At 43.5% G+C, this 26,890-nt stretch carries 16 protein-coding genes, 7 tRNA genes, 1 rRNA gene and 1 pseudogene; 21 read left to right on the top strand and 4 right to left on the bottom strand.

Features of this window, described 5'->3' with window-relative positions:
• Positions 1–133 precede the first annotated feature (133 nt).
• From rrf to D8804_RS02020, 8 genes are all read left to right on the top strand, one after another.
• A 5S ribosomal RNA gene (gene rrf, locus D8804_RS02055) occupies positions 134–249 on the top strand.
• 29 nt (positions 250–278) lie between these two features.
• Positions 279–351: transfer RNA gene (locus tag D8804_RS02050), tRNA-Val, on the top strand.
• Between the two features lie 2 nt (positions 352–353).
• A tRNA-Asp gene (locus D8804_RS02045) sits at positions 354–426 on the top strand.
• A gap of 22 nt (positions 427–448) precedes the next feature.
• A tRNA-Lys gene (locus D8804_RS02040) sits at positions 449–521 on the top strand.
• A gap of 5 nt (positions 522–526) precedes the next feature.
• Positions 527–608, top strand: a tRNA-Leu gene (locus D8804_RS02035).
• A 12-nt stretch (positions 609–620) separates the two neighbouring features.
• Positions 621–693, top strand: a tRNA-Thr gene (locus D8804_RS02030).
• 90 nt (positions 694–783) lie between these two features.
• A tRNA-Arg gene (locus tag D8804_RS02025) sits at positions 784–857 on the top strand.
• Positions 858–873: 16 nt separating this feature from the next.
• A tRNA-Pro gene (locus D8804_RS02020) sits at positions 874–947 on the top strand.
• A 75-nt stretch (positions 948–1,022) separates the two neighbouring features.
• Here the strand turns inward: D8804_RS02020 and D8804_RS02015 are convergent.
• A pseudogene (locus tag D8804_RS02015) lies at positions 1,023–1,677 on the bottom strand (transposase).
• A 310-nt stretch (positions 1,678–1,987) separates the two neighbouring features.
• Positions 1,988–5,704: a pullulanase gene (locus D8804_RS02005; RefSeq protein ID WP_125398659.1), complete on the bottom strand. Its 3,717-nt coding sequence runs from the start codon at positions 5,702–5,704 to the stop codon at positions 1,988–1,990.
• 442 nt (positions 5,705–6,146) lie between these two features.
• Between D8804_RS02005 and rpoB the strand changes: the two genes are divergently transcribed.
• The 8 genes from rpoB (at position 6,147) to recA (ending at position 18,995) form a co-directional block, all read left to right on the top strand.
• Positions 6,147–9,758 carry a DNA-directed RNA polymerase subunit beta gene (rpoB, locus tag D8804_RS02000; protein ID WP_125398658.1) on the top strand — a complete coding sequence of 1,204 codons (3,612 nt, stop codon included), beginning with the start codon at positions 6,147–6,149 and terminating at the stop codon, positions 9,756–9,758.
• 32 nt (positions 9,759–9,790) lie between these two features.
• Positions 9,791–13,456, top strand: a complete 3,666-nt coding sequence (gene rpoC, locus D8804_RS01995; RefSeq protein WP_185774015.1) for a DNA-directed RNA polymerase subunit beta' — start codon at positions 9,791–9,793, stop codon at positions 13,454–13,456.
• Between the two features lie 285 nt (positions 13,457–13,741).
• The gene (locus D8804_RS01990) at positions 13,742–14,365 is read left to right on the top strand and encodes a hypothetical protein (RefSeq protein WP_125398657.1); all 624 of its coding nucleotides are present in this window, start codon (positions 13,742–13,744) and stop codon (positions 14,363–14,365) included.
• A gap of 103 nt (positions 14,366–14,468) precedes the next feature.
• Positions 14,469–14,912 carry a tRNA (adenosine(37)-N6)-threonylcarbamoyltransferase complex ATPase subunit type 1 TsaE gene (gene tsaE, locus D8804_RS01985; protein WP_061453994.1) on the top strand — a complete coding sequence of 148 codons (444 nt, stop codon included), beginning with the start codon at positions 14,469–14,471 and terminating at the stop codon, positions 14,910–14,912.
• The gene (locus tag D8804_RS01980) at positions 14,902–15,423 is read left to right on the top strand and encodes a GNAT family N-acetyltransferase (protein ID WP_125398656.1); all 522 of its coding nucleotides are present in this window, start codon (positions 14,902–14,904) and stop codon (positions 15,421–15,423) included. The genes tsaE and D8804_RS01980 overlap by 11 nt, the downstream gene beginning before the upstream one ends.
• A 4-nt stretch (positions 15,424–15,427) precedes the next feature.
• Entirely contained in the window at positions 15,428–16,462 is a 1,035-nt protein-coding gene (gene lytR, locus D8804_RS01975; RefSeq protein ID WP_125398655.1) for a glycopolymer--peptidoglycan transferase LytR, read from the top strand.
• Between the two features lie 73 nt (positions 16,463–16,535).
• A complete protein-coding gene (locus tag D8804_RS01970; RefSeq protein ID WP_125398654.1) occupies positions 16,536–17,792 on the top strand; it encodes a competence/damage-inducible protein A in 1,257 nt (418 codons plus the stop codon).
• A 54-nt stretch (positions 17,793–17,846) separates the two neighbouring features.
• Positions 17,847–18,995 carry a recombinase RecA gene (gene recA / locus D8804_RS01965; RefSeq protein WP_125398653.1) on the top strand — a complete coding sequence of 383 codons (1,149 nt, stop codon included), beginning with the start codon at positions 17,847–17,849 and terminating at the stop codon, positions 18,993–18,995.
• Between the two features lie 56 nt (positions 18,996–19,051).
• On the opposite strand, the gene D8804_RS01960 is transcribed toward recA, so the two are convergent.
• Entirely contained in the window at positions 19,052–19,606 is a 555-nt protein-coding gene (locus D8804_RS01960) for a GNAT family N-acetyltransferase (protein ID WP_000060279.1), read from the bottom strand.
• A 109-nt stretch (positions 19,607–19,715) separates the two neighbouring features.
• Between D8804_RS01960 and D8804_RS01955 the strand changes: the two genes are divergently transcribed.
• Positions 19,716–21,086 carry an MATE family efflux transporter gene (locus D8804_RS01955; RefSeq protein ID WP_125398652.1) on the top strand — a complete coding sequence of 457 codons (1,371 nt, stop codon included), beginning with the start codon at positions 19,716–19,718 and terminating at the stop codon, positions 21,084–21,086.
• A gap of 96 nt (positions 21,087–21,182) precedes the next feature.
• Positions 21,183–21,899 (top strand): YebC/PmpR family DNA-binding transcriptional regulator, encoded by a 717-nt coding sequence (locus D8804_RS01950; RefSeq protein WP_125398651.1) that lies wholly within the window; start codon positions 21,183–21,185, stop codon positions 21,897–21,899.
• Positions 21,900–21,948: 49 nt separating this feature from the next.
• Here D8804_RS01950 and D8804_RS01945 read toward each other — a convergent pair whose 3' ends face one another.
• Positions 21,949–22,644, bottom strand: coding sequence for a CD20-like domain-containing protein (locus tag D8804_RS01945; protein ID WP_125398650.1), 696 nt, complete (start codon positions 22,642–22,644; stop codon positions 21,949–21,951).
• 190 nt (positions 22,645–22,834) lie between these two features.
• On the opposite strand from D8804_RS01945, the gene D8804_RS01940 reads away from it, so the two are divergent.
• From D8804_RS01940 to D8804_RS01930, 3 genes are read left to right on the top strand one after another with little or no spacing between them, the layout of a single operon-like run.
• Complete coding sequence (locus D8804_RS01940; RefSeq protein ID WP_125398649.1) at positions 22,835–23,296, top strand: MarR family winged helix-turn-helix transcriptional regulator; 462 nt, start codon at positions 22,835–22,837, stop codon at positions 23,294–23,296.
• A complete protein-coding gene (locus tag D8804_RS01935) occupies positions 23,280–25,049 on the top strand; it encodes an ABC transporter ATP-binding protein (protein WP_125398648.1) in 1,770 nt (589 codons plus the stop codon). Before D8804_RS01940 ends, D8804_RS01935 begins: the two co-directional genes overlap by 17 nt.
• Entirely contained in the window at positions 25,039–26,799 is a 1,761-nt protein-coding gene (locus tag D8804_RS01930; protein WP_125398647.1) for an ABC transporter ATP-binding protein, read from the top strand. Before D8804_RS01935 ends, D8804_RS01930 begins: the two co-directional genes overlap by 11 nt.
• The last annotated feature ends 91 nt before the right edge of the window (positions 26,800–26,890 follow it).

Below are 26,890 nucleotides of genomic sequence, written 5' to 3'. Positions count from 1 at the left end.
TGGAAGTGTGGCGACACATGTAGCGGACTAATACTAATAGCTCGAGGACTTATCCAAAGTAACTGAGAANACGNAGTGTAAGGTTTTCTNGNTATTTGATAGATATTCAATTTTGAGTAGGTATTACTCAGANTTAAGTGACGATAGCCTAGGAGATACACCTGTACCCATGCCGAACACAGCAGTTAAGCCCTAGAACGCCGGAAGTAGTTGGGGGTTGCCCCCTGTGAGATATGGAAGTCGCTTAGCAGAATAGGAAGTTTAGAGGCTTCCTTTTTGGGAGTTTAGCTCAGCTGGGAGAGCATCTGCCTTACAAGCAGAGGGTCAGCGGTTCGATCCCGTTAACTCCCATAGGTCCCGTAGTGTAGCGGTTATCACGTCGCCCTGTCACGGCGAAGATCGCGGGTTCGATTCCCGTCGGGACCGTAAGATAACGGAAGTTATTTTAGACTCGTTAGCTCAGTTGGTAGAGCAATTGACTTTTAATCAATGGGTCACTGGTTCGAGCCCAGTACGGGTCATATTTGCGGGTTTGGCGGAATTGGCAGACGCACCAGATTTAGGATCTGGCGCTTAACGGCGTGGGGGTTCAAGTCCCTTAACCCGCATAATAGAAATTAGCCGGCTTAGCTCAGTTGGTAGAGCATCTGATTTGTAATCAGAGGGTCGCGTGTTCAAGTCATGTAGCCGGCATTAAAACTAGGGCAGACGCACAGGACTTAAAATCCTGCGATTGGAAACGATCGTACCGGTTCGATCCCGGTCCTCGGCATATAATAATGAGCACCCTTAGCTCAACTGGATAGAGTACCTGACTACGAATCAGGCGGTTAGAGGTTCGAATCCTCTAGGGTGCATTTTTTCTATTTAACTCGGGAAGTAGCTCAGCTTGGTAGAGTACTTGGTTTGGGACCAAGGTGTCGCAGGTTCGAATCCTGTCTTCCCGATTGATTTATTGACCAAGATACTTAAGTGAGTATCTTTTTTTGCCTATTTGTCAACTGTGGTGGATTACCAAAAAGTCATACTCTGGAGAGGACTAAATCGGTCCTCTCCTTTTTGATATTCAAAGCGACGAGAATTCTAGTTTTAAAATTGTCAAAGTTCCGAAAACCAAAGATATTGCGTTTGATGAGTTTTGAGTTTAATGAGATGATTGGTTGCTTCTAGTTTGGCTTTGGAATAGAGTGATTCAAGGGCATTAATGATTTTCTCTTTGTCCTTGAGAAAGGTTTGAAAGACAGCCTGAAAGCGATTTTGAATAATCGCTTGTGTTCTGCATTCAAGGACAGTGATAATATTGAGATTCTTAAAGCCTTGTACGGATAAAACTCATTTTAAAGGCGTACTCGTCTCAGGACATAGTCTTATGAAGTTGACTAAAGTTATTGAGCTTCCGAATGACGGTTGAAGTTGAAATGGAAAGCTGGTGAGCGATATCGGTCATAGAAGTTTTTTCAACTGGTTTTTGAGCAATGATAGCACTTTAAACGGCGTTTTTAAGGAGAATTCTAGTAGGCATGCCAGTCGTTTCAGGGGAAGGAATCTTAGACGGTTTTTGAAAATCATATTTCTTCAGTGATTTCCTTGTGGGGGCTCCATATTGATAATATCTACACTCTTGATGTTAGGGTCTTTAATGTCTAGTAGGTTTGTGATAAAATGTAATGATTCCATAAGATTCTTTCTAATGATGGTTTGATCGCTTTTCATTATAGGTCATATGGGACTTTTCTTCTACAACAAAATAGGCTCCATAATATCTATAGGGGATTTACCCACTACAAATATTATAGAGTCTGCAAACAACACCCCATGACTAGAAGATTCTTCTAATCATGGGGTGTTTTCTCTATAGGAGGGCTAGGTTATACTTTTCGAAAATCTCTTTAAACCAGGTCAGCTTCGCCTTATCTACAACCTTAAAGCTGTGCTTTGAGCAGCCTACGTCTAGCTTCCTAGTTTACTCTTTGATTTTCATTGAGTATTAGTTCTTTTTCTTGTTTTTCATCAACCATCCAAGTCCGAGAAGGGCGAGGATACTGAATCCAGCTAGGGCAAGGAGGGATTTGTTCTCAGTACCTGTGTTTGGAAGGAGGTTCTGAGAAAGAGTCTCTGTAGTAGTTTCTTGAGTTTCAGGATTGGCTGCTAGGCTTTGAGCTTGACCTTGTTCTGATTCAACTTCCAAGCTAGAAAGATCAAATTCTGGTTTTTCTTCCACAGCTGGAGCGACGATGGCACCACCTTGAGACAGGCGGAGAACGACAGCAGTGAGAGCGTTCAATTTTAAGCCTTTTTCAGTCCATTCGAGACCTTGAGGGTTGGCAATTCCTACTGGTCCTGCTTGGTTTTCATCTGCGAGGACTTCAGCCTTTCTCAAGTGAGCAAAGGAAGTTCCTAAGTTGAATTCCCGAGCCTTATCATCTGCATTGACAAAGACTGCGTAGATATCTCCATTTGGAGCAGTGATTTGGTAGCCGATGACCACGTCTTCTTTTTCAACACCATTTTGGCCTGGGACAGTAATGAGTTGGACGCGCTCTTTGATATCTTGTAGACTCTTGAGTCGGAAGGCATCTGTAGATTGACGAAGAGCAATCAGACCTTTCATGTAGTCACGGCTCTTGACATTTTCAGGATATGCTTTGCCATCTGTTGCTTTGGTCCAATCAAACTTGTTGACAGCATCACTAGAGTCGTAAGAGTCATGGATAAAGTAAGGATAGACAAATGGCTTGCCGTCCTTGTCGCGCAACAAGTGAGACTTGTTTGGAACCTTATCCTCTGGAACAGGAGTCTTATAGGCTGGATCAAGGAATTGTTTGGTACGTCCATATTCCTGTCCAGAGTGGATAAACGGAGTTCCTTGAGCAGTCAAGACCATGAGGTTTCCAAGTCGCAAACGACGATGGATCTCAGCGTAGTTTTCCGCCTTGCTTGGGTCTTTTTTGATAGACTGGGCAATGATGTCAAAGAGGGTCAAGTTATCATGGGCTGCGATATACTGGATAACGTCTCCGGGACTGTCTGCTTCAAAGTTAGTTGGTTGGGCAATGAGATTTTTAAAGATAGTATTGATATCGCGTTTTCCACCTGTGATAAAGGCAGGTTGGCCTTCGTTTGGATAACCAGACTTGAGGTTGTTACGGATGTCGTCTGAAAAGACAGCGACAGTATCGGTATGTTTCATCCAGTCTTGGTCAGCAGGTTTAGTAGGCATGTTTTCGTCACCAGAATAGGTTCTCCAACCTTCTCCAAGCATGATTAGATTTGGATTAAGGGCGCGTGCAGCCTTGTAAGCTTCTTCGATTGAAGCCGCATCGTGATCTCCCATCATATCGAAACGGAAACCATCCACTTTGTAGGTTTCAACTAGATACTTGATAGAGTCTACCAAGACACGTTTAGACATGTAGTGGGTAGTTCCCAAACGGCCGCCTCCAAAGCTAGTACGTGGAGTTCCGTCTGCGTCCATAAAGTGATAGTAGTTTGGCTCAATATCTTCAAAAATGTCAACATTGACAGTATGGTTGTAGACCACGTCCAAGATAGCCCCCATGCCACGTTTGTGGATTTCGTTGATGAGGTTCTTGAATTCGGCAATACGTTTTTCTGGATCCTTAGGGTCGCTTGAGTACATACCAGTCAAGGAGAAGTAGTTTTGAGGGTCATATCCCCAGTTGTAGTTGCTATTGCTTGAAGCGTAGGCAGACAAACGTTCTTGGTTTTTCAATTCATTGACAAAGTAGTAAGACAAGACTGGAAGGAGCTGGATGTGGGTCACACCCAAGTCTTTGAGATAGTCTAATTTTTCGATAAAGGCTTCAAAGGTACCAAATGGCTTGGTCAAGTCTTTTGCGATGGCAGGATCCGAAGTGAAGTCACGCACATGAGCTTCATAGATAACGGCATTTTCACGCGATTTGAAGTTGCGAATCTTCCCATAGGTCAAGTCTTGCGGACCTAACTTCGCTGGATCGACAAAGGCAGCCTTAGCGACTTTATGAGCGGCATCTGTTTTTGCTAGGTCACTGTTCCAAGCCGCTAATGATTTGGCATAAGGGTCAAGAACGAGGACAGTTTTACCTTGGCGCTCGATTTGGTAGTGGTAGTAGTAGCCAGTGTAGTTGCTGATACCGAGACCAGAGTTTGCATCCAAAGTTTGTTTCCAGGTTCCTTTTTCTCCTTTTTCAAGGGCGACAGTTCCGACTACCTTTTCAGGATCTTTCTTGTCGTAGACAACGACAGAAACCTTATCAGCACTTGGAGACCAGAGGGTGAGGTCAACACGCTTGCCATCTTCTTTTAGAGTTGCGCCGAGTGGACCATCGTAACTGTAGGACTCATCCTTGAGGCGCCAGCTTGAACGTGTGGTAAATCGGTCTGAATTGTAGCTGACAGTGTACGGGTGTTGAGTGTCAGAGAAGTCGCCGATGTAGGTCACTTTTTTACCTGCCTCATCCACTTCCACGTCTGTGATAGCTACTTTATTCCCTTGGTAATCAGTGATGCTGGAGTGTTTGAGGATGTCGTCTTTCTTAGCTCCAACTAGGGTAGAAAAGCTGCTTTCGATACGAGACTTAGCCACATGTTGGGCACCAGTCATGCGGATATCGTGTACATAGTAAGGGTTGGTATAGATGGTCTCGTCATCATCTTTGAGGAAGATTTGACTGTGATTTTTTAGATCAGTGAATTTATAATCTTCTTTTCTGATTTTCACATCATCGCCTTTCTTGCTTTCGTCTAGTAATAAGAATCCAAATTCTCTTGCAGCTTCATTGAGTGGGATATCAATGTAACGGCCATATTTTCCAGTTGCGGTAAAGTCAGTACCGTCAGGCCATTCTCCACTGCTTGGATTTTTGACATCGCCCCAATACCAGAGAGATTTTTTGTCATAGTTGCCGTCGGTGCGATAGTAGTTGACACGGACAGTTCCTGCTGGTTGAGGACGGTAGTTGTATACCTTGTAGTTTTCATCTAGCCAGGCCTCGTTCATTTTTGGAGAGAGGCGCTCTACAGAACGGTCCCCTGTCAGGTTGTCCCCCTTGGAATTGTTGATAAGGAAGCTGACTTTCTTGGCTTGCTCATTTTTGAGTTTGACATCTAGGTAATAGCCGTAGTCATCTTGCTTGGCATCCTTGAAGGACTTGGCTCCATTGGGCCAGTTTTCAGACGGTTTTTCAACATCGTCCCAAGTCCAAAGACCTTGAGAATCCTTGTTTTCTTCAGGAAGTTTTTTTACATGAATGCGGAAGTGGTTGTCTGCGATGGGTTCTTCAGATGATGTGTCAGCTTGTGGTTTTTGATCTGAAGTTGGCGCCGAAGTGCTGGCATCTACTTTCTCTTCTTTGCTGTTAGCCTGGATTGTGCTAGCGTCTTCTGTTTTAGGTGTTTCTGGTGCTGTAGTAGTTTCCACAGCTGGAGCTTCCTTTTTAGAATCAAGGGAAGCGTTTGCATTCTTTTGTTCAGAAATAGGCGTTTCCTTTTGAGTTTGACTCGTTTCAGTCTCAGTAGGGGCCTTGGTCACAGCGCTAGTATTTTCCTGAGTTTGAGGCAGGTTTTCGTTAGCCGAAATGGTTGGCATTGTAGCAGAAAGCAGGATAATGCTGGCACCGATAAGGACAGAACCAGTTCCGTTCTTCAAGGAACGGATACCATAAATCATTTTTTTCTCAGTTTGAGATGGGTTCTTTTTCATTACAATTCTCCTTGTGTAGTTGTTCCCTATCAGTATAGCACGAGGTAAACATTAGTGCAAGCGTTTTCCTGTTTTTGAGAGAAAATATAATGCTTCATTCTCTTGAAATTTTAAAATAATATATAGGAAAAGATTGTTTAAAAAATAGTAATAAAACCTTGAAAAATCTGGCTAAATAAGGTATAATATGAGTAATCATTTGTCGTAGGTTTTGTCTGAAATATTGTCCAGACAGGACTCACAGCAGTTAAATCTCCTGAAAAAGTCGGATTTAGCTGCTCTTTTTGTGCTTTTTTTTCAGGTTTTCGAGTCTTTGTAACAAAGATTTAAAGATTCTGAAAATTCATCAAAGGGACATGGTGATAAGGTTTTTTAAAACCATATGACGATTAGAAAAGCCTGATTGACAAGGCTTGAAACTTATTTACAAAGGAGAATCATCTTGGCAGGACATGACGTTCAATACGGGAAACATCGTACCCGTCGTAGTTTTTCAAGAATCAAAGAAGTTCTTGACTTACCAAATTTGATTGAAATTCAAACGGATTCATTCAAAGATTTCCTAGACCACGGACTTAAGGAAGTATTTGAAGATGTATTGCCAATTTCAAACTTCACAGACACAATGGAGTTGGAGTTTGTTGGCTATGAGATCAAGGAACCAAAATACACGCTAGAAGAAGCTCGTATCCATGATGCTAGCTACTCAGCACCCATTTTTGTAACCTTCCGCTTGATCAATAAAGAAACAGGCGAAATCAAGACTCAAGAAGTCTTCTTTGGTGATTTCCCAATCATGACCGAGATGGGAACCTTCATCATCAACGGTGGTGAACGTATCATCGTATCTCAGTTGGTCCGCTCACCAGGTGTCTACTTTAATGACAAAGTAGACAAGAACGGTAAAGTGGGCTACGGTTCAACTGTTATCCCTAACCGTGGAGCTTGGTTGGAACTGGAGAGTGACTCAAAAGACATCGCCTATACTCGTATCGACCGTACCCGTAAGATTCCATTTACGACATTGGTTCGTGCGCTTGGTTTCTCAGGTGATGATGAAATCTTTGATATCTTTGGTGATAGTGAGTTGGTTCGCAATACTGTTGAAAAAGATATCCACAAGAATCCAATGGATTCTCGTACAGACGAAGCCTTGAAAGAAATTTATGAACGCCTTCGTCCAGGTGAGCCTAAGACTGCTGAAAGCTCACGTAGCTTACTTGTGGCACGTTTCTTTGATCCACGTCGCTACGATTTAGCGGCAGTTGGTCGTTACAAGATCAATAAAAAACTCAACATCAAAACACGCTTGCTCAACCAAACCATTGCGGAGCCATTGGTAGATCCAGAAACTGGTGAAATCTTGGTAGAAGCTGGCACAGTTATGACTCGTAGCGTGATTGAGAGCATCGAGCATCACTTGGATGGCGACTTGAACAAGATCGTTTATATTCCAAACGATGCAGCTGTTTTGACAGAACCGGTTGTCCTTCAAAAGTTCAAGGTTGTTGCGCCAACAGATCCAGACCGTGTCGTAACCATCATTGGGAATGCCAATCCAGATGACAAGGTTCGTGTTGTAACTCCTGCGGATATCCTTGCAGAGATGAGCTACTTCCTCAACTTGGCGGAAGGCATCGGACGTGTGGATGATATTGACCACCTTGGAAACCGTCGTATCCGTGCAGTTGGTGAATTGCTTGCCAACCAAGTACGTCTTGGACTTTCTCGTATGGAACGTAATGTCCGTGAGCGCATGTCTGTTCAGGACAATGAAGTTTTAACACCGCAACAAATTATCAATATCCGTCCTGTAACAGCTGCAGTTAAAGAATTCTTTGGTTCATCACAGTTGTCACAGTTCATGGACCAACACAACCCGCTTTCTGAGTTGTCTCACAAACGCCGTTTGTCAGCCTTGGGACCTGGTGGTTTGACACGTGACCGTGCTGGATATGAAGTACGTGACGTGCATTACACTCACTATGGTCGTATGTGTCCAATCGAGACACCTGAAGGACCTAACATCGGTTTGATCAATAACTTGTCATCTTACGGACATCTTAACAAGTATGGATTTGTTCAAACACCATACCGTAAGGTTGATCGTGAAACAGGTGTTGTGACCAACGAGATTGTTTGGTTGACAGCCGATGAAGAAGATGAATATACTGTAGCGCAGGCTAACTCTCGCCTCAACGAAGATGGTACTTTTGCTGAGAAGGTTGTCATGGGACGTCACCAAGGGGTCAACCAAGAGTATCCAGCAGAAGTAGTTGACTACATGGACGTTTCACCAAAACAGGTAGTTGCCGTTGCGACAGCATGTATTCCTTTCTTGGAAAACGATGACTCAAACCGTGCCCTCATGGGTGCCAACATGCAACGTCAGGCTGTGCCTTTGATTGATCCAAAAGCGCCTTACGTTGGTACTGGTATGGAATATCAAGCAGCCCATGACTCTGGAGCTGCGGTTATTGCTCAGCATGATGGTAAAGTTACCTACGCAGATGCGGACAAGGTAGAAGTTCGCCGTGAAGATGGTTCCCTAGATGTTTATCACATTCAAAAATTCCGCCGTTCAAACTCAGGTACTGCCTACAACCAACGTACCCTCGTTAAAGTTGGTGATGTCGTTGAAAAAGGCGACTTTATCGCTGACGGACCTTCTATGGAAAATGGAGAAATGGCGCTTGGACAAAACCCAATCGTTGCCTACATGACTTGGGAAGGTTACAACTTCGAAGATGCCGTTATCATGAGCGAACGCCTGGTGAAAGACGATGTCTACACATCTGTCCACCTCGAAGAATACGAATCAGAAACGCGCGATACAAAGCTTGGGCCTGAAGAAATTACTCGTGAGATTCCAAACGTTGGGGAAGATGCCCTTAAAAACCTTGACGAAATGGGGATTATCCGTATCGGTGCTGAGGTTAAAGAAGGCGATATCCTTGTAGGTAAAGTCACACCTAAGGGTGAAAAAGATCTTTCAGCTGAAGAACGCCTCTTGCACGCTATCTTCGGAGACAAGTCTCGTGAAGTGCGTGATACTTCTCTTCGTGTACCACACGGTGCCGATGGTGTCGTTCGTGATGTTAAGATCTTTACACGTGCAAATGGAGATGAGTTGCAATCAGGCGTTAACATGTTGGTTCGCGTCTACATCGCTCAAAAACGTAAGATCAAGGTCGGAGATAAGATGGCCGGACGTCACGGAAACAAAGGGGTTGTCTCTCGTATCGTTCCTGTAGAAGACATGCCTTACCTTCCAGACGGAACTCCAGTCGATATCATGTTGAACCCACTTGGGGTGCCATCACGTATGAATATCGGTCAGGTTATGGAACTCCACCTTGGTATGGCAGCACGTACGCTTGGTATCCACATCGCAACACCAGTCTTTGACGGAGCAAGTTCTGAAGACCTTTGGGACACTGTCAAAGAAGCAGGTATGGATAGCGATGCCAAGACAATCCTTTATGATGGACGTACTGGTGAACCATTTGACAACCGTGTATCAGTTGGTGTCATGTACATGATCAAACTCCACCACATGGTTGATGATAAATTGCACGCGCGTTCAGTCGGGCCTTACTCAACCGTTACTCAACAGCCACTCGGAGGTAAAGCTCAGTTTGGTGGACAACGTTTCGGTGAGATGGAGGTTTGGGCCCTTGAAGCCTACGGTGCGTCAAATGTCCTTCAAGAAATCTTGACTTACAAGTCTGACGATATTAACGGACGTTTGAGAGCTTATGAAGCTATTACAAAAGGAAAACCAATTCCAAAACCAGGTGTTCCAGAATCCTTCCGAGTTCTTGTGAAAGAATTGCAATCTCTTGGTCTTGACATGCGTGTCCTTGACGAAGATGACCAAGAAGTGGAACTTCGCGACTTGGATGAAGGAATGGACGAAGATGTCATCCACGTAGATGACCTTGAAAAAGCCCGCGAAAAAGCAGCCCAAGAGGCTAAAGCAGCCTTTGAAGCTGAAGAAGCAGAGAAAGCAACAAAAGCGGAAGCAACAGAAGAAACTGCTGAACAAGAATAAGCAGTTCACTTAGAATAGAAAGGGAAGAAATAGTGGTTGATGTAAATCGTTTTAAAAGTATGCAAATCACCCTAGCTTCTCCAAGCAAAGTCCGTTCATGGTCTTATGGAGAAGTCAAAAAACCTGAAACAATCAATTACCGTACGTTGAAACCAGAACGTGAAGGACTCTTTGACGAAGTCATCTTTGGTCCTACAAAAGACTGGGAATGTGCTTGTGGTAAGTACAAACGCATTCGTTACAGAGGGATTGTTTGTGACCGTTGTGGGGTTGAAGTAACGCGTACAAAAGTTCGTCGTGAGCGTATGGGGCACATCGAGTTGAAAGCTCCTGTATCTCACATCTGGTATTTCAAGGGGATTCCAAGCCGTATGGGCTTGACCCTTGATATGAGCCCTCGTGCCCTCGAGGAAGTTATCTACTTTGCGGCTTATGTGGTGATTGATCCTAAGGATACACCACTTGAGCACAAGTCTATCATGACAGAGCGCGAATACCGTGAGCGCTTGCGTGAGTATGGCTATGGATCATTCGTTGCTAAGATGGGTGCCGAAGCCATCCAAGACCTTTTGAAACAAGTAGATCTTGAAAAAGAAATTACTGAACTTAAAGAAGAGTTGAAAACAGCTACTGGACAAAAACGTGTCAAAGCTATCCGTCGTTTGGATGTTTTGGATGCCTTTTACAAGTCTGGGAACAAACCTGAATGGATGGTTCTTAACATCCTCCCAGTTATTCCACCAGATCTCCGTCCAATGTTGCAGTTGGATGGTGGCCGTTTTGCCTCATCTGACTTGAACGACCTTTACCGCCGTGTTATCAACCGTAACAACCGTTTGGCTCGTTTGCTTGAGTTGAATGCACCAGGTATCATCGTTCAAAATGAGAAGCGTATGCTTCAAGAAGCGGTTGACGCTTTGATTGATAATGGTCGTCGTGGTCGTCCAATCACAGGACCAGGTAGCCGTCCACTAAAATCATTGAGCCACATGCTCAAAGGGAAACAAGGACGCTTCCGTCAAAACTTGCTCGGTAAACGTGTTGACTTCTCAGGACGTTCCGTTATCGCTGTTGGTCCAACTCTTAAGATGTACCAATGTGGTGTGCCACGCGAAATGGCGATCGAGCTCTTTAAACCATTTGTGATGCGTGAAATCGTTGCCCGTGACATCGTGCAAAACGTTAAAGCAGCTAAACGCTTGGTAGAACGTGGAGATGAGCGTATCTGGGATATCCTTGAGGAAGTCATCAAAGAACACCCAGTTCTTCTGAACCGCGCACCGACCCTTCACCGTTTGGGTATCCAAGCCTTCGAGCCAGTCTTGATCGATGGTAAGGCCCTTCGCTTGCACCCACTTGTCTGTGAAGCCTACAATGCCGACTTTGACGGGGACCAAATGGCTATCCACGTACCGCTTTCAGAAGAAGCTCAAGCAGAAGCTCGTATCTTGATGTTGGCTGCAGAGCACATCTTGAACCCGAAAGATGGGAAACCAGTTGTTACTCCATCTCAAGATATGGTTTTGGGTAACTACTATTTGACCATGGAAGAAGCTGGTCGTGAAGGTGAAGGAATGGTCTTCAAAGACCGTGACGAAGCTGTTATGGCTTACCGCAATGGCTATGTTCACCTCCACTCACGTGTTGGTATCGCAACAGACAGCCTCAACAAACCATGGACAGAAGAGCAAAAACACAAGGTCTTGCTGACAACTGTTGGTAAAATCCTCTTCAACGACATCATGCCAGAGGGTCTACCTTACTTGCAAGAACCAACAAATGCTAACTTAACAGAAGGTGTTCCAGCTAAGTACTTCTTGCCACTAGGTGGAGATATCAAGGAAGCTATTCGCAACCTTGAACTCAACCCTCCATTCAAGAAGAAAAACCTTGGAAATATCATCGCTGAAATCTTCAAACGTTTCCGTACGACAGAAACATCTGCCCTGCTTGACCGTATGAAGAACCTCGGTTACCACCACTCAACTCTTGCAGGATTGACAGTGGGGATTGCTGATATTCCAGTGGTTGAAGACAAGGCTGAAATCATTGAAGAATCACACAAACGTGTAGAACAAATCACCAAACAATTCCGTCGTGGTATGATTACGGACGATGAGCGCTACAACGCTGTTACAGCTGAATGGCGTGCGGCTCGTGAAAAATTGGAGAAACGTTTGGTTGCTAACCAAGATCCTAAGAACCCAATCGTTATGATGATGGACTCAGGAGCTCGTGGTAACATCTCAAACTTCTCACAGCTTGCCGGTATGCGTGGTTTGATGGCTGCTCCGAACGGACGTATCATGGAATTGCCAATCCTTTCAAACTTCCGCGAAGGTTTGTCAGTACTCGAAATGTTCTTCTCAACTCACGGTGCTCGTAAAGGTATGACCGATACAGCCCTTAAGACAGCCGACTCAGGTTATCTGACTCGTCGTTTGGTTGACGTTGCCCAAGACGTTATCATCCGTGAGGACGACTGTGGAACAGACCGTGGTCTCTTGATCCGTTCTATCGCAGAAGGAAAAGAGATGATCGAGTCTCTCGAAGAGCGTCTCAATGGTCGTTACACTAAGAAAACTGTTAAACATCCAGAAACTGGTGCAGTGATCATTGGTCCAAATGAGTTGATTACAGAAGACAAGGCGCGTGAAATTGTCAATGCTGGTGTGGAAGAAGTGACTATCCGCTCCGTATTTACATGTAACACTCGTCATGGAGTCTGCCGTCACTGTTACGGTATCAACTTGGCGACTGGTGATGCGGTTGAAGTTGGTGAAGCAGTTGGTACAATCGCTGCCCAATCTATCGGGGAACCTGGTACACAGCTTACCATGCGTACCTTCCACACGGGTGGGGTTGCCTCAAATACCGATATCACTCAAGGTCTTCCTCGTGTCCAAGAAATCTTTGAAGCCCGCAATCCGAAAGGAGAAGCAGTCATCACAGAAGTCAAGGGTGAGGTTACAGCCATCGAAGAAGATGCATCAACTCGTACCAAGAAGGTCTTTGTTAAGGGTGAAACTGGCGAAGGTGAATACGTGGTGCCATTTACAGCACGCATGCGTGTCGAAGTTGGAGACCAAGTCTCTCGCGGTGCAGCTCTTACAGAAGGTTCTATCCAACCAAAACGTCTCCTTGCTGTTCGTGATGTCTTGTCAGTTGAAACCTACCTTCTCGGTGAAGTACAAAAAGTTTACCGTAGCCAAGGGGTAGAAATCGGTGACAAACACATCGAGGTAATGGTTCGTCAAATGATCCGCAAAGTTCGTGTCATGGATCCAGGGGATACAGACCTTCTCATGGGTACTCTTATGGATATCAACGACTTTACAGATGCCAACAAAGATGTTCTTATCGCAGGTGGTGTTCCAGCGACTGGTCGTCCAGTCCTTATGGGAATTACCAAAGCCTCACTTGAAACCAACAGTTTCTTGTCAGCGGCTTCCTTCCAGGAAACAACTCGTGTTCTTACAGATGCGGCCATCCGTGGTAAGAAAGACCATCTCCTTGGACTCAAGGAAAATGTTATCATCGGTAAGATCATCCCAGCAGGTACTGGTATGGCTCGCTACCGTAACCTTGAACCACAAGCTATCAATGAAGCAGAATATCTGGCTCCAGAACAAGAAGAGACAGAAAATGCTCCAGTAGACGAAACTGTGGAAATCCAAGTTGAAGAAACAGTGGAATAAAAGCAAACAAGAGAACCTTTGGGTTCTCTTTTGTTTTACTCTTCTACCTATTGGGGTTAGGTGAGCACGACGCAATATCTCTCAAATCGCTTCAACAATTTTTATAGTTCATTCTCAAAAAAAGCAAAAAATATCGGATAAGGGAGCTGTCAGAACTTAAAAATAATCCTCACTAATAATTTTCCATTTTTGTCAGTTGAGCGTTAAAACAGGACACTTGAGAAGAAGGGAGGGATTTTATCTTTCACGCAGAGTATAATCATGTATACGAAGGGGGAACTGAAAATGATAAAATCAATTCGCATCTTATTGTTACTGGCTTTGATCCAGATTAGTCTGAGTAGCTGTTTATTGTGGAAGGGAACCATCTTAACCTTAAAGCAATCAAGCGCCTATTTTCTAGTGTTTATCGTATTGGCATCAGGTCTGTGCGCGGGGATGAATTTCTTTTATACCCAAAATCAGGATGTTCATAGCATTATAAACAGTCAGAAAAAAGTGAAACTATTTTATAGTACCTTGTTGGTCTTAAACCTAGTAGGTGTCTGTCTGGTGTTGTCGGAGACTATTTTAACACAGACAGCTTTTCAGCAAGAGTTGGTAGACCTTTTCTTGCCTTCCTTCTTTTTCTTGTTTGGCATTGATTTACTTGTCTTTTTACCGTTTGAAAAATACAGCCGAGATTTGGGAGCCGCTCTCAATAAGAAAAAAACAGTTATCCTGACAGTTCTGGCGACCGTGCTGTTCTTGAGAAATCCAATGACAGTTTTATCCATTGTTTTTTATGTTGGTTTAGGCTTCATTTTTGCTCGGTTTTTATTTCCAAAATCTATGAGAAGAGAATTTTCCTTTTACGGCCACGTAATCCGAGATATTTTACTTGTTAGCGCCATATGTATATTCTTTTAAAAACACTTTTCTATCAATAAAAATCCCTTATTTTACCAAAGTTGTTATAGTAAGTTTGTAAAGAAAATTCACACAAAAGAAAACTTTTTGGTATAATAGTAACATGTACACAAAAAATGAAGAAGAGCTGATCAATCTGGGAGAACGCCTAGGAACCTTGCTCCAAAAAAATGATGTTTTGATCTTGTCTGGGGAATTGGGTGCTGGTAAAACAACCTTTACCAAGGGTCTTGCCAAGGGCTTGGGTATTCGTCAGATGATCAAAAGTCCAACTTACACCATCGTGAGAGAGTATGAGGGTCGCCTTCCGCTCTACCACTTGGATGTCTATCGGATTGAGGGGGATGCTGATTCGATTGACTTGGATGAGTTTCTCTTTGGTGGTGGTGTGACCGTTATCGAGTGGGGACATCTTCTGGGTGAGGATTTACCAGATTCCTACTTGGAGTTGGAACTCTTGAAAGAGGCTGAAGGTCGTCGCCTCTATTTTTCCGCTCAGGGTCCTCGTGCTGAGCAATTGATTAAGGAGCTTCAAAATGGAGTATGAACTTTGTATTCGTGAGGCTGAAGATCAAGATGCCGCTGCTTTGGTTGCATTTTTGGATTTAGTTGGACAGGAGACAGATTTCACCAGTCTGGATGAAAATGGTATCCTGATGACAGAATCTGAAATGGCGCTTTTTATTGAAAAGCAAGCAACTTCAGATAACCAAATCACTCTCCTAGCTCTCCTGAATGATGAAATTGCAGGTGTTTTGAACATCACGGCAGAGCAACGTATACGGATTCGTCACATTGGGGATATCTTTCTGGTCATCCAAAGGAAGTTTTGGAATCATGGCTTAGGAAGCATACTCCTTGAAGAGGGAATTGAGTGGGCTAAAACTAGTGGAGTTCTGCGTCGTTTGCAGCTCAGTGTACAAAAGCGCAACGAGGCAGCTATCCACCTCTATTCAAAATTTGGATTTGTTACAGAAGGCTTACAAGAAAGAGGAGCCTATTTAGAAGAAGGGATATTTTTAGACGTTTACCTGATGGGTAGACTGATAGATAAATGATAAGATGGTAAAAAAAATAATCGGAATGCTATTAGCTTTTCTAGCAGTAACGGCTTTAGGTGTGGGTGCTTATGCCTATACTATTTATTATCAAGGAACTGAAACCTTAAGTAAAAAAACTTATAAGAAAATTGGTGAAGAAACCAACGTTATCGAGGCAACAGAGCCTTTGACTATTCTTCTGATGGGGGTGGATACGGGAAATGTAGAACGTACAGACCCTTGGGCGGGGAATAGTGATTCCATGATTCTTTTGACGGTCAATCCGAAAACCAAGAAAACCACTATGATGAGTTTAGAACGGGATATTTTGACCAAGATTGATCTTGGAAATGGCCAAATTCAGGAGGCAAAACTCAATGCGGCTTATGCAAATGGAGGTGCAGAGTTGGCTATTTCAACCATTCAAAAAATGATGAACATCCATATCGATCGCTATGTGATGGTCAACATGCAAGGACTCCAACAGTTAGTTGATGCAGTTGGGGGCATTACAGTCAACAATACGCTTGGTTTCCCGATTTCGATTGCTGACCAGGAAGAATTTAATAAAATCTCGATTGGAGTCGGTGAGCAAACTTTGAATGGTGAGGAAGCTCTGGTCTATTCACGGATGCGTTATCAGGATCCTGAGGGAGACTATGGTCGTCAAAAACGTCAACGTGAAGTCATTCAAAAGATTATGGAAAAGGTCTTGAGCCTCAATAGTATCAGTCATTATCAAGCTATCTTAAAAGCGCTTAGTGATAATATGCAGACGAATGTTGATTTGTCTGCATCCAGTATTCCACAACTACTTGGTTACCAAGATTCTTTTAAAAACATCGAAACTCATCAACTTCGTGGTGAAGATGCTGAGTTGCAAGGAATCTCTTATCAAATCGTAACGACGGAGCATATGCTGGAAATGCAAAATCTCTTGCGTCGTTCCCTAGGGAGAGAGGACGTAGCAGAGTTGGAGACCAACGCTGTTCTGTATGAACATCTTTATGGTCGAACAGTGCCTTCAACAAATACTTTAGGCGAAGAATCCGAATAAAATGAAAAATCAAATCGTGGGACTTTCCTGCGATTTTTTCAAAAAGAATCCGAATAGATAGGTAGGAGGAAAGATGAAAGCAGAAATTATTGCTGTAGGAACAGAAATTTTGACAGGGCAGATCGTCAATACCAACGCCCAGTTTTTGTCAGAAAAGCTAGCAGAAATCGGAGTAGATGTCTACTTCCAAACAGCTGTCGGAGATAATGAAGCGCGTCTCATGTCCTTACTAGAGATTGCGAGCTTGCGTAGCAGTCTAGTCATTTTGACAGGGGGCTTGGGGCCAACTGAGGATGATTTAACCAAACAAACTCTGGCAAAATTTTGGGGAAAAAACTTAGTGTTTGACCCTCAAGCGCAAGAGAAACTGGATGTCTTTTTTGCTCAAAGGCCAGACTATGCTCGGACACCCAATAACGAGAGGCAAGCACAAATTGTAGAAGGGGCAACTCCACTGCCAAATGAGACAGGCTTAGCGGTAGGAGGGGTATCGGAAGTAGATGGCGTGACCTACGTAGTCCTTCCAGGACCTCCTAGTGAGTTGAAACCCATGGTCTTAAATCAGCTCTTACCCAAGTTAATGACGGGTGCTAAGTTGTACTCACGAGTGCTCCGTTTCTTTGGGATTGGTGAAAGTCAGTTGGTGACCATTTTGGCGGATTTGATTGACCATCAAACCGATCCGACCTTGGCACCTTATGCAAAGACAGGGGAGGTAACTCTACGTCTGTCAACAAAAGCTAGCAGTCAAGAAGAAGCGAATCAAGTGCTGGATATATTGGAAAATCAAATATTAAGTCGCCAGACCTTCGAGGGACTCTCTTTGAGAGATATCTGTTATGGATATGGGGAAGAAACCAGTCTAGCAAGTGTCGTTGTAGAAGAGCTAAAGAAGAGACAGAAAAGCATTACTGCAGCAGAGAGTTTAACTGCAGGCCTATTTCAGGCTACTTTAGCGAACTTTTCAGGAGTTTCAGCCATTTTTAATGGCGGTTTTGTCACCTACAGTCTAGAAGAAAAGTCTAAGATGCTGGATATTTCCGAGCAAGAGCTTAAAAAACATGGGGTCGTTTCAGAGTTTACGGCTCAAAAAATGGCAGAGCAGGCACGGTTCAAGACTCAGTCAGATTATGGAGTGAGTTTGACGGGTGTGGCTGGGCCAGATAGCCTAGAGGGGCATCCAGCTGGGACGGTCTTTATTGGCTTGGCGCATGCAAAAGGAACAGAAGTTATCAAGGCTAATATCGCAGGGCGGAGCCGAGCAGATGTTCGTCAGATTGCGGTTATGCATGCCTTTAACCTAGTTCGCAAGGCTTTATTAAGTGACTAACTTTTGATATAATAGTAGATAGGTCTTAGGACTATTAGAATACAGGAGAATAGAATGGCGAAAAAACCAAAAAAATTAGATGAAATTTCAAAAAAATTTGGAGCAGATCGTGAAAAGGCTTTGAACGATGCCCTTAAATTGATTGAGAAAGACTTTGGTAAGGGTTCAATCATGCGCTTGGGTGAGCGTGCGGAGCAAAAAGTGCAAGTGATGAGCTCAGGCTCATTGGCGCTTGATATTGCACTTGGATCAGGTGGTTATCCTAAGGGACGTATCGTCGAAATCTATGGACCAGAATCATCTGGTAAAACAACAGTTGCCCTTCACGCAGTAGCGCAAGCACAGAAAGAAGGTGGCATTGCGGCCTTTATCGATGCCGAGCATGCTCTGGATCCAGCTTATGCAGCAGCCCTTGGTGTAAATATTGATGAATTGCTCTTGTCACAACCAGACTCAGGTGAGCAAGGTCTTGAAATTGCAGGAAAATTGATTGACTCAGGTGCAGTTGACCTCGTCGTTATCGACTCAGTTGCGGCTCTTGTACCTCGTGCAGAAATTGATGGGGACATTGGAGACAGCCACGTTGGTTTGCAGGCTCGTATGATGAGTCAGGCCATGCGTAAACTTGGAGCTTCTATCAATAAGACCAAAACAATTGCCATCTTTATCAACCAGTTGCGTGAAAAAGTTGGGGTCATGTTTGGAAACCCAGAAACAACCCCTGGTGGACGTGCTCTGAAATTCTACGCTTCAGTCCGTTTGGATGTTCGTGGAAGCACACAGATTAAGGGAACCGGTGACCAAAAAGACACCAATGTCGGTAAGGAAACCAAGATCAAGGTTGTTAAAAATAAGGTGGCTCCACCGTTTAAGGAAGCCTTTGTTGAAATCATGTATGGAGAAGGGATTTCTAAGACTGGTGAGCTCTTGAAGATTGCAAGTGATCTCGATATCATCCAAAAAGCAGGAGCATGGTACTCTTACAAGGGTGAAAAAATCGGACAAGGATCTGAAAATGCTAAGAAATACTTGGCAGATCACCCAGAGATCTTTGATGCCATCGACCATCAAGTTCGTGTTCAATATGGCTTGATTGAAGATGAAGAAGGGGCAACTCCTACTTCTGGCGTTGAGGATCTAGCACCTAACCAAGAAGTAACACTTGACCTAGGCGATGGACTTGAAATCGAAATCGAAGAATAACATAAAAAGTAGCAGATAGGAACTGCTACTTTTTATGTTTGTTTCAGATGAAAGAACTAATGGTCACTAAAACGACGATACTCGATATGAAAGTCAAAGTAATGTTCATCCTGTAACTTCTGGAAGATGTCGCGATAGGCTTCCTCGTCGAAATGGTCACCGCGGTAGAGAATTTCAAAACTCAAATCATCGTACTCTAGAAAAGCGTTGGCTGTTTTGAAACCATTTTGGCGATAGAAGTCCATTCTAGCCTTCCTTTGCTCCAAGTTATCGCATTCTTCATCTAATCGCTCGACTTCCAGCAACATGGTTCGCTGGTAAAAATCTGTTAGCTTTTCGATAATTTCCTTTCCGTACCCGTGGCTTCTCAGGTGGGGCATGATGGCAAAAAAGCTGATATAGAAAGCTTTGGGGTTGGAAATAGAGAAAGCAAAGCCGACAAACTCTTCCTGGTTATAAAAGGCAAAGAAGTGGGCGTCATCTCGGTCTTGATAGCGTAAAAACTCTGACAGAGGGACTCGTTCTTCCTCAGGGAAAGCTTCCTTGTTTAGCTTTTCAACCTTATCAAGATCCGGAAATGCATCTGTTATTAATTGACTGGTCAAACTCATAAATGACCTCCTTTTCTTGATTATAGCAAATTGTCCCTCTGTAAGCAATTGATTTTAAGAAATCCAAGCAATTCTTGTCGCTCCTTTAGAAAGCTGATATAATAGCTTTATGAATAAGAAAAGAAAAGTGGATTTGGTCAATGGTCCAATCCTTCCTTCGCTTTTAAGCTTTGCCTTTCCAATCTTACTGTCTAATATCTTTCAACAGCTTTATAATACGGCTGACGTCTTGATTGTTGGGCGTTTTCTTGGTCAAGATTCCTTGGCTGCCGTAGGGGCGACAACTGCCATTTTTGACTTGATTATAGGCTTTACGCTTGGTGTTGGAAATGGGATGGGAATTGTCATTGCTCGTTATTACGGTGCCCGTAATTTCACCAAAATCAAGGAAGCGGTTGCTGCAACCTGGATTTTAGGAGGGCTTCTAAGTATTTTAGTCATGCTGATGGGATTTGTCGGCCTCTATCCACTCTTGCAATACTTGGATACTCCGGCGGAAATCCTTCCCCAGTCCTATCAATATATTTCTATGATTGTGACCTGTGTAGGCGTCAGCTTCGCTTATAATCTCTTTGCAGGGCTCTTGCGGTCTATTGGTGACAGTCTGGCTGCGCTTGGTTTTCTGATTTTCTCTGCTCTGGTCAATGTGGTTCTAGATCTCTATTTTATTACGCAGCTACAACTGGGGGTTCAATCTGCGGGACTTGCTACTATTATCTCGCAAGGCTTGTCAGCGGTTCTCTGCTTTTATTATATCCGCAAGAGTGTTCCAGAACTCTTGCCACAGTTTAAACATTTCAAATGGGACAAGAGCTTGTACGCGGATCTTTTGGAGCAAGGTTTGGCTATTGGTTTGATGAGTTCGATTGTGTCTATCGGTAGTGTGATTTTACAGTCTTCTGTCAATACCTTTGGAGCCGTGATTATAAGTGCGCAAACAGCGGCTCGACGCATTATGACCTTTGCTCTGCTTCCTATGACGGCTATTTCTTCTGCCATGACGACCTTTGCTTCTCAGAATCTTGGTGCGAAACGACCCGACCGCATTGTTCAAGGTCTTGGTATTGGGAGTCGCCTGAGCATGTCCTGGGCAGGTTTTGTCTGTATCTTTCTCTTTTTTGCCAGTCCTACCTTGGTTTCCTTCTTGGCCAGTTCAACGGATAATTACTTGGTAGAAAATGGTAGCCTCTACCTGCAAATCAGTTCAGTCTTTTATCCGATTTTGAGCCTCTTGTTGATTTATCGCAATTGCTTGCAGGGTTTGGGGCAAAAAATCTTACCACTTATTTCCAGCTTTATAGAACTAATCGGGAAAATCGTTTTCGTAGTTTTGATTATCCCTTGGGCAGGGTATACGGGAGTTATCCTCTGTGAACCTCTTATCTGGGTTGCCATGACTATCCAACTGTACTTTTCACTTTTCCGCCATCCCCTGATAAAAGAAGGCAAGGAAATCTTGGAAGCCAAAGGACAATCCTAGCTGGATTTGCTGAATAAAATCCATTTCCTCTAGTGAAAATCAGATGGACTTGTGTTATAATAAGAAAGATTAAAATGTGAAAAAAGGAGATTCCTAATGGGACGTAAATGGGCCAATATCGTAGCTAAGAAAACGGCTAAAGATGGAGCTAACTCTAAAGTATATGCAAAATTTGGTGTAGAAATCTATGTAGCAGCTAAAAAAGGTGATCCAGACCCAGAATCAAACACTGCTTTGAAATTCGTTATCGACCGTGCTAAACAAGCCCAAGTGCCAAAACACGTTATCGATAAAGCGATTGATAAAGCAAAAGGAAACACAGACGAAACCTTTACAGAAGGACGTTACGAAGGATTCGGACCAAATGGTTCTATGTTGATCGTTGATACCTTGACTTCAAACGTCAACCGTACAGCAGCCAATGTCCGTGCTGCCTTTGGTAAAAACGGTGGAAACATGGGGGCTTCAGGTTCTGTTTCTTACCTCTTTGACAACAAGGGTGTTATCGTATTTGCAGGTGATGATGCGGATGCAATCTTTGAACTTTTGCTAGAAGCAGATGTGGATGTGGACGATGTTGAAGCAGAAGAAGGAACAATCACTGTTTACACAGCTCCAACTGATCTTCATAAGGCTATCGTTGCCCTTCGTGAGTCAGGTGTAGAAGAATTCCAAGTGACAGAATTAGAAATGATTCCTCAGTCAGAAGTAGAATTGTCAGGTGACGACCTTGAAACCTTTGAAAAACTTTACAGCGTTCTTGAGGACGACGAAGACGTACAAAAGATTTACACCAACGTAGACGGATTCTAATTGAAAAACGAACAGTTTCACTAGCTGTTCGTTTTTTTGATATTTGAACTTAGACTCTGGTTTCAGAATCGTTTTGTTGCTTGCTTTTTTCTAGACCTAGACCGACTGCATGTTTTTGGACGAGCAAGAGCTGTCTATTGTCATCTTTTGCAAAAGTTAAGGTAACAGTCTTAATCTTGTCTCCAATAGAGATATAGGTGATTTTTTTCGTATTGTAACCCTTAAGAGTGAAGTCAAACTCGGAGTCTGGTAGTCCGTGCTTTTTGATAATATCCTTGTAGTTAGTACCACCTTTTCCTTTGTTGTCAAGGTCACCTTCGATTAAAGCGTCGAACTGTTCTTGGGTCCAAGTGAAGGTATCGTCTTCTTCCTCATCTTTGGGGAGTGAATCAATGGTATCATCTGTCAAGTCGCGTTCCATTGAGGAGCTAGCTTCTCTATAGGAACGGTTAAACTCCCTGGCAAACTCTTTGTAGATATTAGCGTACAGTATCTGGGTCGTAAAGAAAAGTACAACAGAGGCAACTGCGAGGGATGTTCCGATAATGGCCATTGTTTTTCGTTTTTTGAGGTTGACGATAAGGCCGATAATCCCTAGGATTAAAGCGATAATGGCGATGAAAAACGATAGATAGTTAATAAACGGGATCCAGGACCCTAAAAGTGCGATGGCTCCAAAAATGGTTGCTAAAATCCCTAAAACTCTTTGTTCTTCTGGTTTCATTTGAAAGTTTTCTCCCTTCATCGAGTGAATGGATTTCTATCCACAGTAGTTAGTGCTTATTATAGAAAAAATATTGCCTAATGTCAATTTAAACTAAAATAGTTCTCAAGGAAACTTTTTTCTTGACATCTTTTCTGAAAATGATAAAATAGTTCTCATGGAAACTTAATTGTTCTCAAGAGAACTATTTTTTGTTTGGGAGGAAGCAGATATGGACAAACCGATGTTGATTTTTAAACGTTTTGGGCACCAGGTTCACCTGATGGTACAGAAAGAAGCCAAGCGTAGTGGCATTGAATTTATGGGTGGACCGCAAGGGCAGGTTCTGAGATTTTTAGATCATTGTGAACAAAAAGAGGAACTGGTCTTGATTAAGGATATCGAGCAAGAACTCAATGTCACCAAGTCCGTTGCTAGTAATTTAGTCAAGCGTATGGTGCAAAATGGTTTGGTAAAGTTAGAGGTCAGTTCAAGTGATAAACGAGCAAAATTTGTTCGTTTGACCGACAAATCACGTTCTCAGATGAAGCAAGTCAAGTCTTTCTTTGATCGGATTGACAGGAGTCTACTGGAAGGAATTTCAAAGGAAAAGCTAGCCATTTTTGAAGAAGTCCTCGGACAACTACAGGCTAATGTAGAAAAAATAGGAGGAGAGAATGAAGAAACTCGCTAAACGTATTACAGGAAAAGAGTGGGGCATGATCCTACTCACCGTGCTTTTCACTTGTTTCTCGGTCTATCTCGAGTTAGAAGTGCCGACCTATATTTCAGAAATAACAGAATTGATTGGAACACCGGGTACGGAGTTAGGACAACTATGGTCTCCTGCTGCGAAGATGATGGGCTTATCTCTTCTAGCTTTTATGTCATCTGTAACAGTTGGATTTTTTGCTTCTCGTGTTGCGGCGTCATACACAACTCACTTGCGAAGTGATGTTTTTAATCGTGTTCTAGATTTTTCGCAAACGGAAATCAAACGTTTTTCAATCCCCAGTCTTTTGACTCGGACGACCAATGATATCACTCAGATTCAGATGCTCTTTACCATGGGACTCCAGGTAGTCACTCGTGGGCCTATCATGGCCATCTGGGCCATTGGAAAAATCCTTGGCAAGTCGGAATACTGGCTCTGGGCAGTAGTGGTGGCAGTCGTTGTCAATGTCTTGATGACCACTGTTCTCATGACTCTGGCCTTTCCAAAACAATCTGTCATTCAAAAATTGACAGATAAACTCAATAGCATCACTCGTGAAAGCTTGACAGGGATTCGGGTTGTTCGTGCTTATAATGCTGAGGATTACCAAGATAAGAAATTTGAAGCAGCCAATGATGAAGTGACGCGTCTCAATCTCTTTGTCAATCGATTGATGGCTATTATGAACCCGATTATGATGGCGATTTCCAGCGGTTTGACCTTGGCTATTTATTGGATTGGTGCCTATCTTATCAACGATGCTAGTTTAACAAATCGTCTGCCGCTCTTTAGTGATATGGTGGTCTTCATGTCTTATGCCATGCAGGTCGTGATGGGCTTCCTTCTCATGGGAGCACTCTTTATCGTTCTTCCTCGTACCTTGGTTTCGGCAGGACGTATCAATCAAGTGCTGGACCTTTATTCCTCTATTGAGAATCCTAGTCACCCACAGACAGCGGATCCTGCAGTTCAGGGACAAGTGGAATTCCGTGACGTAACCTTCCGCTACTCTAACAACTCAGAAGCAGTTGTGGAACATGTTACTTTTAAAGCCGAAGCGGGTCAAACAGTTGCCTTTATCGGTTCAACTGGTTCTGGTAAATCTACCTTGGTCAATCTGATTCCTCGTTTTTACGATGTATCAGCTGGTCAAATCCTAGTAGATGGTGTCAATGTGCAAGATTACGACTTGGAAGACCTGCGCAATAAGGTCGGCTATATTCCGCAGAAAGCCGTGCTCTTTTCTGGAGATGTCAAGGGCAATCTCGACTTTGGTAAGAGCCAAGAAAGTCCTCTAAGTGAGACTGCCATGTGGCAAGCTCTGGAGTTGGCCCAGTCTAAAAACTTTATCGAGGACAAGGAAGCAGGTCTTGACTCAGAAGTGGCCCAAGGTGGAACTAACTTCTCAGGAGGACAAAGACAGCGTTTGGCCATTGCGCGTGCCTTGTCTCGTAAACCAGAGATTCTCATCTTCGATGACTCTTTCTCAGCCTTGGACTACAAGACAGATCGTGTCCTGCGCCAAGAACTAGCTGAGAAAACAAAATCCATGACCAAGCTCATCGTAGCGCAGCGGATTTCTACCATTATGGATGCAGACTTGATCTTAGTATTGGATCAAGGAAAAGTCGTGGGACAAGGCACCCACAAGGAACTTCTAGCCACCAACGAAGTCTACCAAGAAATTGCCTACTCACAACTATCGAAGGAGGAATTGGAACATGGAAAATAAAAAAGTGTCGTTCTGGAAACAGTGCAAACCTTATATGACAGGCCTCCAACTCCCTCTCCTAATAGCAGTTGTGGCTGCAGTCATTTCAAGCATCATAACCGTATATGGTCCAACTAAGATTAAAGAAATTACTAACTTGATTTCAGATGGCTTGATGACAGAAATTGATTTAGAGGCTGTTTCAAGTATTGCTGGATTTTTGGTTGTCCTATATGTGTTTGGAGTCATCCTTAATTATACTCAGGCCTATATCTTTTCAACGAGTATCCAACATTTTTCAAAACGCTTGCGGACAGCAATCGCTGAAAAAATCAATCGTTTGCCACTTGGCTATTTTGACCGCCATTCACAAGGAGACACCCTTTCGCGCGTGACCAATGATGTGGATACGGCAGCTCAGTCTCTTAACCAAAGTCTTGGGACAGTACTCTCAGCTAGTTTCTTGTTGATTGCTGTCTTGGTGACCATGTTTGGGATGAACTGGATTTTGGCATTGGTAACAGTTGTATCAACCCTTGTTGGTTTTGCGGCGATTTCCGTAATCATGGCCAAGTCACAGGGCTATTTTAAAGCTCAACAAAATAATCTAGCGGCCGTCAATGGTTATGTGGAAGAAATGTACTCTGGCCACAATGTGGTGACCAGTTACAATGCTATCGAGAGCACTAAAGAAGAATTTGCGAAATTAAATCATCGTCTATATGACAGTATCTGGAAATCTCAGTTTATTTCAGGGATTATGATGCCAATCATGATATTCATTGGAAACTTTAGCTACGTCTTGGTGATTATCGTTGGTGCAGCCTTGGCATTGAATGGGCACATCAGTATCGGGATTATCGTAGCCTTTATGGCTTACGTGCGTATCTTTTCTCAACCCCTGTCACAGATTGCCCAAGGGATTACGAGTTTACAACAAGCGAGTGCAGCCATGGGACGTGTCTTTGAATTTCTAGGTGAAGCTGAGATGCAGGATGAATCCCATAAGGAAAGACAATTGACTGGCATGAGAGGAGAAGTGGTATTTGATCGCGTATCCTTTGGTTATACACCAGAGCACACCATCATACATGACTTTTCTGCGACAGCTCAGGCAGGTCAAAAGGTCGCCATTGTTGGACCGACTGGGGCTGGTAAGACAACCATTGTCAATCTTTTGATGAAGTTCTATGAGATTGATAAGGGAAGTATCCGTATCGATGGTGTGGATACCAAGGATATGAAGCGCTCAGAAGTACATGATGCCTTTTCAATGGTTTTGCAGGACACTTGGCTCTTTGAAGGAACGATTCGAGAAAATCTCATCTACAATCAAACGGGCATCAGCGATGAGCGGATGATGGAAGCGAGCAAGGCTGTGGGAATTCACCACTTTATCATGACCTTGCCAGATGGCTATGATACCATCTTGGATGACACCGTGACCTTGTCTGTTGGACAAAAACAACTCTTGACCATCGCTCGTGCCCTTCTCAAGGATGCGCCGCTCTTGATTTTGGATGAGGCGACTTCTTCTGTTGACACACGGACAGAGGAATTGATCCAAAAAGCTATGGACCGTTTGATGGAAGGACGCACATCCTTTGTCATTGCCCACCGCTTGTCTACTATCCGAAATGCCGACTTGATTCTTGTCATGAAAGAAGGCAATATCATTGAACAAGGCAATCACGAGGAGCTGATGGCGCAAGGTGGCTTCTACGCTGACTTGTATAATAGTCAGTTTACAGAAGACGAAGCAGAAGAATAAATCAAAAGAAGGCTTGACGGCCTTCTTTTTCTGCACTATACTAGAAGATAAATGTCTCACCAGTAGACAAAAACAAGGTAATGAATGAGAA

It is taken from the genome of Streptococcus oralis (assembly GCF_003944215.1).
Lineage (GTDB): Bacteria > Bacillota > Bacilli > Lactobacillales > Streptococcaceae > Streptococcus > Streptococcus oralis_BI.
The sequence above is the reverse complement of the archived record's forward strand: the minus strand, read 5'-3'. Positions and strand labels throughout refer to the sequence as shown.

Bases quoted from the DNA above. Each gene is read 5' to 3' on its own strand.
- D8804_RS01970 (WP_125398654.1), top strand. From the start codon at position 16,536: ATGAAAGCAGAAATTATTGCTGTAGGAACAGAAATTTTGACAGGGCAG.
- tsaE (WP_061453994.1), top strand. From the start codon at position 14,469: ATGTACACAAAAAATGAAGAAGAGCTGATCAATCTGGGAGAACGCCTA.
- D8804_RS01945 (WP_125398650.1), bottom strand. From the start codon at position 22,644: ATGAAGGGAGAAAACTTTCAAATGAAACCAGAAGAACAAAGAGTTTTA.
- D8804_RS01935 (WP_125398648.1), top strand. From the start codon at position 23,280: ATGAAGAAACTCGCTAAACGTATTACAGGAAAAGAGTGGGGCATGATC.
- D8804_RS01960 (WP_000060279.1), bottom strand. From the start codon at position 19,606: ATGAGTTTGACCAGTCAATTAATAACAGATGCATTTCCGGATCTTGAT.
- lytR (WP_125398655.1), top strand. From the start codon at position 15,428: ATGGTAAAAAAAATAATCGGAATGCTATTAGCTTTTCTAGCAGTAACG.
- D8804_RS02005 (WP_125398659.1), bottom strand. From the start codon at position 5,704: ATGAAAAAGAACCCATCTCAAACTGAGAAAAAAATGATTTATGGTATC.
- D8804_RS01955 (WP_125398652.1), top strand. From the start codon at position 19,716: ATGAATAAGAAAAGAAAAGTGGATTTGGTCAATGGTCCAATCCTTCCT.
- D8804_RS01940 (WP_125398649.1), top strand. From the start codon at position 22,835: ATGGACAAACCGATGTTGATTTTTAAACGTTTTGGGCACCAGGTTCAC.
- recA (WP_125398653.1), top strand. From the start codon at position 17,847: ATGGCGAAAAAACCAAAAAAATTAGATGAAATTTCAAAAAAATTTGGA.
- D8804_RS01980 (WP_125398656.1), top strand. From the start codon at position 14,902: ATGGAGTATGAACTTTGTATTCGTGAGGCTGAAGATCAAGATGCCGCT.
- D8804_RS01950 (WP_125398651.1), top strand. From the start codon at position 21,183: ATGGGACGTAAATGGGCCAATATCGTAGCTAAGAAAACGGCTAAAGAT.
- D8804_RS01990 (WP_125398657.1), top strand. From the start codon at position 13,742: ATGATAAAATCAATTCGCATCTTATTGTTACTGGCTTTGATCCAGATT.
- D8804_RS01930 (WP_125398647.1), top strand. From the start codon at position 25,039: ATGGAAAATAAAAAAGTGTCGTTCTGGAAACAGTGCAAACCTTATATG.